Below are 11,366 nucleotides of genomic sequence, written 5' to 3' on the forward strand. Positions count from 1 at the left end.
GGTTCAGGTAATCCACAGCGCGGTGAATGTCGTCGATGTCGCGCAGGGCCAGCAGGCGNGCGCACCCTGTCGGACGCCGATCTGGACCGGATCCGGGGCTGGATGGAAGAACGCGCTCGCCTGCTGGCCCTGCGCGACATCGACGACATTCACCGCGCTGTGGATTACCTGAACCTGACCACGCAATGGGTGCAGTCGAAGGCCACCGACGAACAGCTCGACGCGGTGACCAACGATCTGCTGCTGGCGATGCACGATTTGCGCAGCACGCTGGTGCGCAAGAAGGCCGACAGGGTGTTGAAAGACTGACTGCGTGATCGGCACGCCATCGTCAGGGCGGCGCGGGCGGCTGGACCCGAGGGGGCTGTCTGCCCCCTCGGACACCCCCGAAAGTATTTCGAATCATGAGAAGAGGCCGGTTCAGACCGCTTCGGCGATGCGGCGGATCGAGACGCCCCAGAAGCGCGCGTTGAGCAGGATCGCGGCGGTGCCCAGCCCCAGCACCAGCCCCGCCCAGACGCCCACGCCGCCAAAGCCCAGCGTGAAGCCCAGCAGGTAGGAAAAGGGCACCCCGATGATCCAGTAGCTGATGGCGGCGAAGATCATGGGGATCTGCGCATCCTGCACCCCGCGCAGGAGGCCCAGCGCGATCACCTGCGCCCCGTCCACCAGCTGAAAGAGCGCCGCGATGGCCAGCAGTGCCACTCCGACGGCGAGGATCTCGGCCCGGGCCGGTTCCCCGTCGCGCATGAAGAGCCCGATCAACGGTTCGGGCCATATCAGGAAGACGGCGATGGTCAGCCCCGCCAGCAGCAGGGAGATCAGCATGGCCATCACCGCGCCCCGGGCCATATGCTGGGTGTCGCCTTGCCCGAAGGCATTGCCCGCCCGGATCGTCGCCACGTTGCTGAGGCCAAGGTGCACCATGAACGTGATGCCCGCCAGTTGCACCGCGATGCCATGGGCCGCCAGCGGCACCGTGCCCAGCCAGCCCATCATCACCGCCGAAGCGGCGAAGAGGCCGACTTCGCAGAGCGTGGTGAGGCCAATGGGCCAGCCCAGCGCGAAGACCCGGCCCAGCATCTGCGCATCGCCGCGCCAGAGGCGAACGAAGATGCCATGGTGCGGCATCTTCAGCAGCACGTAGAGGACGACGCCCAGCAGTGAAACGCCATGCGTGAAAAGCGACGCGATGGCGGCGCCCGTCACGCCCAGCTCCGGCGCGCCCCAGTTGCCGAAGATCACCGCGTAGTTCACCAATCCGTTCACCACTGCCGCCAGCACGGTGATCCAGAGCACGACCTGCGTGCGTTCCAGCGCCGCCAGATAGGATTTCAGCACCATGGTCAGCAGCGCGGGCAATATCCCCCAGCCCGCCACCGCGAGGTAGCCGCCCGCCAGTTCGGCCAGATCGTCGCCCTGCCCCAGCAGACGCAGGACCGGTTCGGCCCAGATGAAGGCGGGCATCACCAGCACGGCAAATCCGGTGGACAGCCAGAGCCCCATCCGCGTGGCGCGGCGCAGGCCCTGTTCGTCCTGCGAGGCCGCGAAGGACGCGACCATGGGCATCACCGCAAGGGCAAAGCCGGAGCCGAAGATGAAGAGGACGAAGAAATAGGTGGCCGCGAGGGTGACGGCGGCCAGCGCCTCCACCCCGTACCAGCCCAGCATCACGGTATCGGTCACCCCGATCGCCATCTGCCCGAGGTGCCCGCCGATGAGCGGCAGCCCCAGCAGGGTAATGGCCTTGGCATGTTCCGCGTATGACATCTGCTTGCGCATGCAACTCTCCTATGCCGCCGCCGCCCGGAGGGGAAGAGGGCAAGCGGCGGGGCGCGCTCTCTGCCTTCGCCTTGCTCTCCTCCGATTCTGGGGTCACAGTCCCCCGGACCTGAGGAGAGGCCATGCCCGCGACCGCAACCCCCATCCATCTCACCCGGCCCGATGCGCCCGCCCTTGCCCGACGGGGGGACAGACCCGTGGGCGTCGCAACGGCAGAGGCGGCACTGGCGAGCGGGCGCCGCCTGACGGTGGAAACCTGGTATCCTGCGGACGCAGGAACGGCAGAGGGCACCATCTACGAGACATGGCTGCGGGACGGGGTGACGCCCCTGCGGCTGGAAGGACGCGCCTGCCGGGGCGCCCCGCCCCAGCCCGGGTTGGACGCGCCGCTGATCGTCATTTCCCACGGATTTCCGGGCAACCGCTACCTGCTGTCGCATCTGGGCGAGCACCTCGCCGCACAGGGGTTCGTCGTGGTCGCGGCGGATCACGCGGGCTCCACCTACGAGGGGCGGCAGGATTTTGCGGAAACGTTGCTCTATCGGCCCGTGGATCAGCGCGATCTGATCGACTGGGTGGCGGGTGTGCCGCTGCCCCTGCTGGCGGGGGCGGATACGGGCCGGGTCGGCGTGATCGGCTATTCCATGGGCGGCTACGGCACGCTGGTGCTGGGCGGCGCGGGGCTGAGCGAGGCTGCCGTCCGGCACGAGCGCGCCCCGGCGGACGGCAGCCTTGCCCGGCACCGGGCGGGCAGCGACAGCCACGAGGCGCTTGTCGATCCACGGGTTGCCGCGATCCTGCCCATCGGCCCCTGGGGCAGAATGGCGGGGTTCTGGGACGCGGGCGGCCTTGCCGGGTTGCGTGTACCGATGCTGCTGATGGCAGGCACGGCGGACGAGGTTTCGGGCGGGGAGGCGATGCGCCGTATTTTCGAGGAGGCGACGGGCGCGCCCCGGCACATGCTGAGCTTTGCCCATGCCGGGCACAACGCCGCGGCCCCCTACCCCGCGCCCCCCGAAAGCTGGGCCCAGTCGGAGCTGCTGGGCTGGGCACCCTACCTGCATCATGCGGACCCGGTCTGGGACACGCTGCGGATGAACAACATCGCCCAGCACTTCGCCACGGCCTTCTTCGGCCTGCACCTGCGCGGGGACGCGGCGATGCGCGCCTATTTCGGCGCTGATTTCGCGGGCTTTCCGCCCGAAACCGCGCGCGGGCTCAGCTTCGAGACCCGCGCGGCGACTGGCCCATCACATGAAAGGACCCCCAGATGAACGCCCCCCGCAGCGAGACCCGAGAGATCGGCGGCCATCCGTTCCACATCCGGCACTGGGGCGATCCGGCGCTACCCAAGCTGCTGATGCTGCACGGCTTTCCCGAATATGGCGGGGCATGGGGCAATCTCGCGCCGCTGCTGGCGGAGCGGTTTCATTGCATCGCCCCGGACCAGCGCGGCTATGGGCAAAGCTGGGCCCCGGAGGACGTGAGCGAATACACCACCTCGAAACTCGTGGGCGACATGGCGGCGCTGATCGGAGAGGACGCGCCGATGGCTGTGCTGGGCCATGACTGGGGGGCCGCGGTGGCCTACGGCCTTGCCATGTTCCGGCCCGAACTGGTGTCGCGCCTGATCATCATGAACGGCGTCCATCCCGCCCCCTTCCAGCGGGAAATGGCGGCAGGCGGTGCGCAGTCCGAAGCCTCGCAATACATCAACTACCTGCGCCGCCCGACCTCGCACGAGGAACTGGGCGCGGACGGCATGGCAAAGATGAAGGACTTCTTTCAGGCGCGCATGAAGATCGACTGGCTGAGCGAGGAGGAACTGGCCGCCTATGTCACCGAATGGTCCCGGCCCGGGCGGCTCAACGGGATGATCAACTGGTACCGCGCCTCACCCTTGAAGATCGCCGATCCAGGCACGCCGCTGACCGATCTGCCGGACCTGCCCGCAGAGAAGCTGCAGGTGCGCTGCCCGCATCTGCTGATCTGGGGGATGGAGGACCGCGCCCTGCTGCCCGCATCGAACGCTGGATTGGAAGACTATGCGCCGGACCTCACCCGGGTGGAGATCCCCGGGGCGGATCATTGGCTGCATCACCAGAAGCCCCAAGAGGTGGCGCGCGCCATTCTGGACTGGATGCCGTAGGACCGCAGGCGCGGGGTAGGATCGCGCGGGCCGCTGGCCGGGGAATCGGGGCGGGCCGGCCCTCCGGGGGGGATATTTTGCCATTTGGAAGGGTGTGAGCTGTGCCGCGGTGGGAGCGGCGTTCAGCGGTGGCCCCAATCCTGCGCGTCGTCGGAATTGCCGGGCGACAGGCCGATGATGTCGCCTTTGGTCGAACAGCCGAGTCCCAGCACCGTGCGGTTGGCATAGGCGAAATAGGCCACCACCTGGTTGATCTCCAGTATCTGGGCGTCCTCCCAGCCCGCCATGCGCAGGGCCGTGACATCCGCCTCGTCCATGTCGCCGGGGCTTTCGCTCAGCCGGGCGGCGTAGCGCAGCGCGGCCTGTTGGGCGGCATCGAGCGGCGCGGCGGCGATGTCGCCCGCTGCCAGCGCGGCGCGGATCGCATCGGCGCGCGCCGGATCGTCGAGGAGCCGCTGCAGTCCGGCGAAGTGATGCTCCGTACAGTAATCGCAGCGGTTGCGCAGCGAGACCCAGACGCCCAGCACCTCCAGAAACCATTTGGGCACCGTATTGGCAGAATGGTGGAGCACCGCCTTGTAGAGCGTCATATGTCCTTCCATCGTATGGGGGCGCAGGCTGTGCATCATCATGATGTTGTCCACGTTGCCCCCCGGCCCCGCGATCCTGTCGTAAAGCTGGCGCAGCCTGCCGGTCGCTGCCTCGAAGGGGATGATGTGGATCCAGGCCATGGTGTTTCCTTTGCTGGGGATGCGATCGGCAGGGTGCCATCGGCGCGCCGGGTTGGAAAGCGGGCTGCGCCTTCTCCCTTTCGCAGGCCGGTCCCCTCTGACATACTGCGATGCAATCAAGAGCAGAGCGAGCAGCCCCCATGACCGACCTTTTGTCCGGCCACGAACCGACCGATTACGATGCATCCTCCATCGAGGTGCTCGAAGGGCTGGAACCGGTGCGCAAACGCCCCGGCATGTATATCGGCGGCACCGATGAACGGGCGCTGCATCATCTGGTGGCAGAAGTGCTCGACAACTCCATGGACGAGGCGGTGGCGGGCCATGCCACCCGGATCGAGGTGGAGCTGCACGAGGATTATGCCGTCACCATCCGCGACAACGGACGCGGCATTCCGATCGACCCGCACCCGAAGTTTCCCGACAAGTCCGCGCTGGAGGTAATCCTGTGCACGCTGCACGCGGGGGGCAAGTTTTCGGGCAAGGCCTACCAGACGTCGGGCGGTTTGCACGGCGTCGGTGCCTCGGTGGTCAATGCGCTAAGCGATTCGCTGGTGGTGCAGGTGGCGCGCAACAAGGAGGTCTATGAGCAGCGGTTTTCGCGCGGCATCCCCCTTGGCCCGGTGGAGCGCGTGGGTGCGGCCCCCAACCGGCGCGGCACCATGTTCACCTTTCACGCGGACGAGGAAATCTTCGGCCACCACAGGTTCAAGCCCGCGCGGCTGCTCAAGATGGTGCGGTCCAAGGCCTATCTGTTCTCCGGCGTCGAGATCCGCTGGAAAAGCGCCATTTCCGATGGCGAGACCCCGCAGGAGGCGACGTTCCACTTTCCCGGCGGCCTTGCCGATTATCTGCGCGAAACGCTGGGCGGGGCCACCACCTATGCCGAGAACCCATTCGCCGGGACGGTCGATTTTCAGGAACGCTTCGGCGTGCCGGGCAAGGTGGAATGGGCCATCAACTGGACCCCGGCGCGCGACGGGTTCATCCAGTCCTACTGCAACACGGTTCCCACGCCCGAGGGCGGCACCCACGAAGGCGGCTTCTGGGCCGCGATCCTGAAAGGCATCCGGGCCTATGGCGAATTGGCGGGCAACCGCAAGGCCAAGGAGATCACCCGCGACGACCTGATCACCGGGGGCTGCGCGCTGGTGTCCTGTTTCATCCGCGAGCCGGAGTTCGTGGGCCAGACTAAGGACCGGCTGGCCACCACCGAAGCCGCGCGGTTGGTGGAAAACGCGGTGCGCGACCATTTCGACAACTGGCTGGCCGCCGATACCAAATCGGCGGGGGCGATCCTCGATTTCCTCGTGCTGCGGGCCGAGGAACGGATGCGCCGCCGACAGGAAAAGGAAACCGCGCGCAAGAGCGCCACGAAGAAGCTGCGTCTGCCCGGCAAGCTGACCGATTGCACCAGCAAGACCCGCGAAGGCACCGAGTTGTTCATCGTGGAGGGCGACAGCGCCGGGGGCTCCGGCAAGGGCGCGCGCAACCGCAACAATCAGGCGCTGCTGCCGCTCAAGGGCAAGATCCTGAACGTGCTGGGCGCGGCCTCTTCCAAGCTGAACACCAACGCGGAGATCAGCGATCTCTGCGAGGCGCTGGGCGTGGGGATGGGGACGAAATTCAACCTCGACGATCTGCGCTATGACAAGATCATCATCATGACGGACGCCGACGTGGACGGCGCGCATATCGCGTCGCTGCTGATGACCTTCTTCTTCACCCAGATGCGCCCGATGATCGACGCGGGCCACCTCTACCTCGCCTGTCCGCCGCTTTACCGGCTCACGCAGGGGGCCAAGCGCATCTACGTGGCGGATGACGCGGAAAAGAACCTCTGGCTCGAAAAGGGGCTGGGCGGCAAGGGCAAGATCGACGTGCAGCGGTTCAAGGGTCTGGGCGAGATGGACGCCAAGGACCTGAAGGAAACCACGATGGATCCCGACACCCGCAAGCTGATCCGGGTCACGGTGGACGAGGACATGCCCGGAGAGACCGGCGATCTGGTGGAACGGCTGATGGGCAAGAAGCCCGAGCTGCGGTTCCAGTATATCCAGGAGAATGCGAAGTTCGTGGAGGAGCTGGATGTGTGAGGGAGCTTATGACCACGCTGACAGTTAGTGGTTAGCGATTAACATCCCAACCACATCTGTTCCGTATCCCATGCGCCTGTGGCGCATAGCCCCTTCCCTTCCCCCATGGGGAAGGGGCTTGCACACGACGACAGGTCGGGACCGCGACAATAGTGACCTGCACCGGTTGCGTACAATGTAAGGCTGGCTGGCTCGCCCTCTCCGGCGTCAGGTCGGGCGCGACCCTATTGTTTCGCCGCAGGTACATTTTACCACATCTGTTCCGTATCCCATGCGCCTTCGGCGCATAGCCCCTTCCCTTCCCCCTGGGGAAGGGGCTTCCACACGACGACAGGTCGGAACCGCGACAACAGTGACCTGAACCGGTCGCGGCACCCCGCAAACTTCCCCCCCGCGATCCTTTCCCTTCCCTAGGTCTGCCTCGCCCCACGATCCGCGCGCTCCTCCTCCTGCCCCCGACCGCCGAAACTTGATAAGTTCGGCCGAACTTGGTCTACATGATCTTCAACCGCGGGGGGGGGGGGCACATGACGCAAGAAGCATCCGACGATCTGCGCAGCTTTCTGGACGGTAAACGTTTTTCCACCATCATGGCGGACCCGCCGTGGCGCTTTGCGAACCGGACCGGCAAGGTCGCGCCCGAGCACAAGCGGCTGGCGCGCTACCCGACCATGGAGCTTGCGGATATCTGCGCGCTGCCGGTGGCGGAACACCTTGCCGAACCGGCGCATTGCTACATCTGGGTGCCCAACGCGCTGCTGCCCGACGGGCTGGAGGTGATGCGCGCATGGGGGTTCGAGTACAAGTCAAACCTGATCTGGCACAAGGTCCGCAAGGACGGCGGTTCGGACGGGCGCGGCGTGGGGTTCTATTTCCGCAACGTGACCGAAATCGTGCTGTTCGGGGTGCGGGGCAAGAACGCGCGGACCCTGCCGCCGGGGCGCAGGCAGGTGAACCTTTTCGCGAGTCGCAAGCGCGAACATTCCCGCAAGCCCGATGAGCAATACGACATCATCGAAGCCTGCTCTCCCGGGCCTTACCTGGAGTTGTTCGGGCGCGGGCGACGCAAGAACTGGACCGTCTGGGGCAATCAGGCGGATGACGACTACAAGCCGGACTGGGATACCTACAAATACAACTCCGGTCTGGTGGCGGAGTAGCGCGGACCTGTTGCGCGCGGATCAAGGCTCATCCCGACCTGCAGGGCGCAGACCGGGATAAGCCATCCTGTTTCACGCAGCGTTACCGAGCGGGCTGACCCCCAGATCGCCCGCCTGCGGGATCATCACCGTGAGGTTGATACCATGGCTGAGGCTCTGGGTGATCACGAACTCGCCCCCCAGTGCCTTGGCCAGCGTATCGATCAGGGACAGGCGCAGGGTAATCGGGGTCGACCCCTCTGACAGCCTGCCGATCGTCCCGCTGTTCGATTCAAGATCGGTGAGTTGATAGGCGAGGTTCTGGGGAACATCCTCAAGCTGGAACTGGCCCACATTGCTGTGCACGGTGATCCGGACGCCGTCGGACCCTTCGCCTGTGCGGATTTCGATGCTTCCCCCGTCGGAGGCGGTGCAGGTCGCGGCATGCAGCATGGTGGAGACCAGCGTTTCCGCCGCGGACCTTATCAGGAAGACCTCCTGATGGCCGGGGGTATCCATTGCAACGGAGACGCCTGCCTTTTCGGAATGGAGGTGCTCCAGATCAATCGCCTTGTTGACGATTTCGGTCAGATTGCAAGGCTCGCTGTCCTCTTCGATCTGGCGTCGGCTTTCCACGTCCGACATTTCCAGAACCGAATTCAGCGTCTGCAGCAGGGCTTCGCCGGAGGCCGAGATCTTTTTCACGAAGGCCTTGGTCTGGGGGTCCTGCGCCATGCTGTTGGAGCTGGATTGCAGCAAGGCGGAGAACCCGAGGATATGCGTCAGCGGGGTTCTGAAATCGTGTTTCATCCCCGACAGCATGTTGAACTTCTCGGAGTGTTCCCGTTCGAGTTGCTCATACTGGTATGTGGCCGAGGCGATGGAACTGTCCAACCGGATGATGCATTCCTGCAGGCTGCTCATCAGAATGCCCGCTTCGTCCTCGTAGGAAACGGGAAGGCGGGGCAATGTCCGATCCTTCAGATAGGCCTGGGCGGCTTTCGACGCGGTACGCACCGGCGAAAGCAGCGAATGCATCACGAAGAGGGTGGCGCCCGTGCCCAGAAGGGTCGCCAGCAGCATGGCCGCCAGAACGTCGAGTTGCGCCATGATCGGCGTCGGGTCTGCAGTCAGCGCATAGCTCACGGCCCCGAACATGGGAACATGGACGCCGATAAAGCTGACCAAGAGAATCTTGCCTTCGTAGGTCGCAGGCCAACGCTTGCGGGCTAAGTAGCTGTACAGTTTCACTGGTTCATCTTTCCTTGAACAATTAATGGCCGTTAACTACTGGGGCAATTGGAGCCAAAAGATGGCTTTGATCTGTTCGCGCCACGGTGTTTTGGCCGATTTGGTTGAAACATGCATTTGCAAACAACCTTTGCGGTATCAGCGTCAGACCAAGGTAGGGGGAGCCGGATGACAGAGGCCGAGGCACAGCAATTCCTTGAAACGAATTTCGCCCCCTGGGTGCTGGACCTGAAACCGCGCGTAACCGCGATCGGACCGGAGGGGGCGAGCCTGACAATCCCGATCGGGCCGCATCTGCTGCGCACGGGGGGCATCCTGTCCGGTCAGGCGGTGACGGCGCTGGCGGATACCGCGATGGTACTGGCCTGCGGTGGCCATGCGGGCGAGATGATCCCGGTGGGGACCGTCACGCTCGATACGCAGTTTCTACGCCCGGCAAGCGGCGAGGCGCTGATCGCCCGCGCCGAGGTCACCCGCGCGGGCCGCAGCATGATATTCGCGCGCGCCGAATTGACGGAAGCACCCTCGGGCAAGACCGTGGCGCTGGCCACGGCGACCTTCGCACGATAAGCCCATTGGCAGCCCTGCCCCCTGCCCCGGGGACAGCGCGCACCGGGCCACCAAATCGTGAGGCGGGCGTGATATTTGCCGCTTGAACTGCGGGGCGTGGCGGGCCTTACTGGGACCATGCGTCGCCCTCTCATCCTTCTTCTGCTTTTCACGTTGGCCGCCTGCGGAAGGCCGCTCACAACCAATGAGCGGCAGTTCATGTCGACGATTCACGGCGCGACGCTGGACCTTGACCGGGTGCGCCTGCATGACGGCGCGCCGACGCGGGCTGTGACCTTCCGGCGCAAGCCGCGCCCGCGCACCACCTGCCGCGAAATGATCCTGCCGCCGGTCGAAGAAGAAAAGATGGTGACGTCGAAACCCGCCGCCGTCGCCCTTTGGAACACTGTCCTGTTCGACCGGGACTGGTATCTCGACGATTACCTGCCCGAGTATCCCGACAAGGTGAACCTGATCGCGGCCATGCTGCTCGCGCATGAGGTCACCCATGTCTGGCAGTGGCAGAACCGGCGCACGACGGGCTATTCCCCGCTGCGGGCGGCCACGGAACATTCGGTCAGCGACGACCCCTATCTTTTCGACATCGGGGCGGACCGGCGCTTCGGCGATTTCGGCTATGAACAGCAGGGCTCCATCGTGGAGGAGTTCGTCTGCTGCCGCGCGCTGGCCCCTGCGGCCCCCCGGACCGAGCGGTTGCATGCGCTGATATCGCAGGTCATGCCCGTGGCACCGCTGCCGCCCGCGCCCACCGCCGATGTGACCGTGCCATGGGACGGTGTCGATCTGGACGCGATCTGCCAATAGCCTTGCCTCTGCCCGTCGGCGCGGCCATTCTGCCGCCAAAACCGGACGATGAGAGGAGCAGCCCATGGCCCATTACGCGCTGATCATGCTGGCGGCGGGCATCGGGATACCCCTGCTGGCGGCGCTGAACGCCGCGCTGGGGCGCGCCATCGGCTCCCCTGCGGCGGCGGCGACGGTTCTTTTCGTGATCGCCTTTTCCGTGAGCCTGCTGCTGGCGCTTGTGACGGGGCCGCAGGCCTTCGCCCGCATGGCGACGGCACCGCGGCACCTGTTCCTCGCCGGTTTCCTCGTGGCGTTCTACGTGCTGTCGATCACCTATATCGCCCCGCATTTCGGCGTGGGCAACGCCATCTTCTTCGTCCTGCTGGGGCAACTGATCAGCGCGGCGGCGATAGATCACTACGGGCTTTTCGGGGCGCAGGTCGCCCCGTTGGGCTGGGCGCGGATGACAGGTATCGCGTTGATGGCGGCAGGGGTCTGGATGACGCAGCAGGTCTGATCTCCCCCCTGCGGCAGGGGCGCAGCCTAAGCGGCGGCGAGATCCGTCACCAGCTTCCACAGATCGTCGGCAACGTCGACCGGATCGGAGGGCACCCGGTTCTGGCCCGGCATGCGGCCCCCCGGATCGGTCTGGCAGGCCTCTGCCAGCGTGCTTAATCGTTCGGCAAAGTTCGGGCCGGTCGCGGGATCAAGGACGATGTAATATTGCCCCAGATCGTGGGGCGCGCCCTCGGGCGCCTTCAGCGGTTTGACGTCCTGCGACAGGACCCCGCCCGCCATGCCGGCGGCCAGAATCTCGGCCATCAGCCCGAAGCCCCAGCCCTTGTACGCCCCGATCGACACC

12 protein-coding genes are annotated in these 11,366 nt (G+C 65.6%); 8 read left to right on the forward strand and 4 right to left on the reverse strand.

Annotated features, from left to right (window positions below):
• Nucleotides 1-309: hypothetical protein (locus A3728_RS06110; protein WP_236630417.1), on the forward strand; the 309-nt coding region annotated here is incomplete at its 5' end.
• Nucleotides 310-420: 111 nt separating this feature from the next.
• Here the strand turns inward: A3728_RS06110 and A3728_RS06115 are convergent.
• Nucleotides 421-1,782 carry an MATE family efflux transporter gene (locus A3728_RS06115; RefSeq protein ID WP_067921193.1) on the reverse strand — a complete coding sequence of 454 codons (1,362 nt, stop codon included), beginning with the start codon at nt 1,780-1,782 and terminating at the stop codon, nt 421-423.
• A gap of 122 nt (nt 1,783-1,904) precedes the next feature.
• On the opposite strand from A3728_RS06115, the gene A3728_RS06120 reads away from it, so the two are divergent.
• Both A3728_RS06120 and A3728_RS06125 read left to right on the forward strand, forming a co-directional pair.
• Nucleotides 1,905-3,056, forward strand: coding sequence for an alpha/beta hydrolase family protein (locus A3728_RS06120; RefSeq protein ID WP_067921195.1), 1,152 nt, complete (start codon nt 1,905-1,907; stop codon nt 3,054-3,056).
• Nucleotides 3,053-3,931: an alpha/beta fold hydrolase gene (locus tag A3728_RS06125; RefSeq protein ID WP_067921197.1), complete on the forward strand. Its 879-nt coding sequence runs from the start codon at nt 3,053-3,055 to the stop codon at nt 3,929-3,931. Before A3728_RS06120 ends, A3728_RS06125 begins: the two co-directional genes overlap by 4 nt.
• Nucleotides 3,932-4,053: 122 nt before the next feature.
• Here A3728_RS06125 and A3728_RS06130 read toward each other — a convergent pair whose 3' ends face one another.
• On the reverse strand, nt 4,054-4,662 hold the full coding sequence (locus A3728_RS06130) for a carboxymuconolactone decarboxylase family protein (protein ID WP_067921199.1): 609 nt from the start codon (nt 4,660-4,662) through the stop codon (nt 4,054-4,056).
• A gap of 140 nt (nt 4,663-4,802) precedes the next feature.
• Between A3728_RS06130 and parE the strand changes: the two genes are divergently transcribed.
• Both parE and A3728_RS06140 read left to right on the forward strand, forming a co-directional pair.
• Nucleotides 4,803-6,758, forward strand: a complete 1,956-nt coding sequence (gene parE, locus A3728_RS06135; protein ID WP_067921201.1) for a DNA topoisomerase IV subunit B — start codon at nt 4,803-4,805, stop codon at nt 6,756-6,758.
• A 527-nt stretch (nt 6,759-7,285) separates the two neighbouring features.
• The gene (locus tag A3728_RS06140; RefSeq protein WP_067921203.1) at nt 7,286-7,918 is read left to right on the forward strand and encodes an MT-A70 family methyltransferase; all 633 of its coding nucleotides are present in this window, start codon (nt 7,286-7,288) and stop codon (nt 7,916-7,918) included.
• A 72-nt stretch (nt 7,919-7,990) separates the two neighbouring features.
• Here A3728_RS06140 and A3728_RS06145 read toward each other — a convergent pair whose 3' ends face one another.
• Nucleotides 7,991-9,148, reverse strand: a complete 1,158-nt coding sequence (locus A3728_RS06145; RefSeq protein WP_067921205.1) for a sensor histidine kinase — start codon at nt 9,146-9,148, stop codon at nt 7,991-7,993.
• Nucleotides 9,149-9,316: 168 nt separating this feature from the next.
• Here A3728_RS06145 and A3728_RS06150 point away from each other — a divergent pair, with 168 nt between their 5' ends.
• The 3 genes from A3728_RS06150 (at nt 9,317) to A3728_RS06160 (ending at nt 11,021) form a co-directional block, all read left to right on the forward strand.
• Complete coding sequence (locus A3728_RS06150; RefSeq protein ID WP_067921208.1) at nt 9,317-9,718, forward strand: PaaI family thioesterase; 402 nt, start codon at nt 9,317-9,319, stop codon at nt 9,716-9,718.
• Nucleotides 9,719-9,835: 117 nt separating this feature from the next.
• Nucleotides 9,836-10,522, forward strand: a complete 687-nt coding sequence (locus tag A3728_RS06155) for a hypothetical protein (protein ID WP_067921215.1) — start codon at nt 9,836-9,838, stop codon at nt 10,520-10,522.
• A gap of 64 nt (nt 10,523-10,586) precedes the next feature.
• Entirely contained in the window at nt 10,587-11,021 is a 435-nt protein-coding gene (locus A3728_RS06160) for a DMT family transporter (RefSeq protein WP_067921210.1), read from the forward strand.
• Between the two features lie 26 nt (nt 11,022-11,047).
• Here the strand turns inward: A3728_RS06160 and A3728_RS06165 are convergent.
• Nucleotides 11,048-11,366 (reverse strand): Ldh family oxidoreductase (locus A3728_RS06165; RefSeq protein WP_150120668.1); only part of this gene is annotated, 319 nt, incomplete at its 5' end.

Source organism: Sulfitobacter sp. HI0040 (assembly GCF_001634885.1).
Taxonomy (GTDB): domain Bacteria; phylum Pseudomonadota; class Alphaproteobacteria; order Rhodobacterales; family Rhodobacteraceae; genus Sulfitobacter.

Bases quoted from the DNA above. Each gene is read 5' to 3' on its own strand.
- A3728_RS06160 (WP_067921210.1), top strand. From the start codon at position 10,587: ATGGCCCATTACGCGCTGATCATGCTGGCGGCGGGCATCGGGATACCC.
- A3728_RS06155 (WP_067921215.1), top strand. From the start codon at position 9,836: ATGCGTCGCCCTCTCATCCTTCTTCTGCTTTTCACGTTGGCCGCCTGC.
- A3728_RS06120 (WP_067921195.1), top strand. From the start codon at position 1,905: ATGCCCGCGACCGCAACCCCCATCCATCTCACCCGGCCCGATGCGCCC.
- A3728_RS06125 (WP_067921197.1), top strand. From the start codon at position 3,053: ATGAACGCCCCCCGCAGCGAGACCCGAGAGATCGGCGGCCATCCGTTC.
- A3728_RS06140 (WP_067921203.1), top strand. From the start codon at position 7,286: ATGACGCAAGAAGCATCCGACGATCTGCGCAGCTTTCTGGACGGTAAA.
- A3728_RS06150 (WP_067921208.1), top strand. From the start codon at position 9,317: ATGACAGAGGCCGAGGCACAGCAATTCCTTGAAACGAATTTCGCCCCC.
- A3728_RS06115 (WP_067921193.1), bottom strand. From the start codon at position 1,782: ATGCGCAAGCAGATGTCATACGCGGAACATGCCAAGGCCATTACCCTG.
- parE (WP_067921201.1), top strand. From the start codon at position 4,803: ATGACCGACCTTTTGTCCGGCCACGAACCGACCGATTACGATGCATCC.
- A3728_RS06130 (WP_067921199.1), bottom strand. From the start codon at position 4,662: ATGGCCTGGATCCACATCATCCCCTTCGAGGCAGCGACCGGCAGGCTG.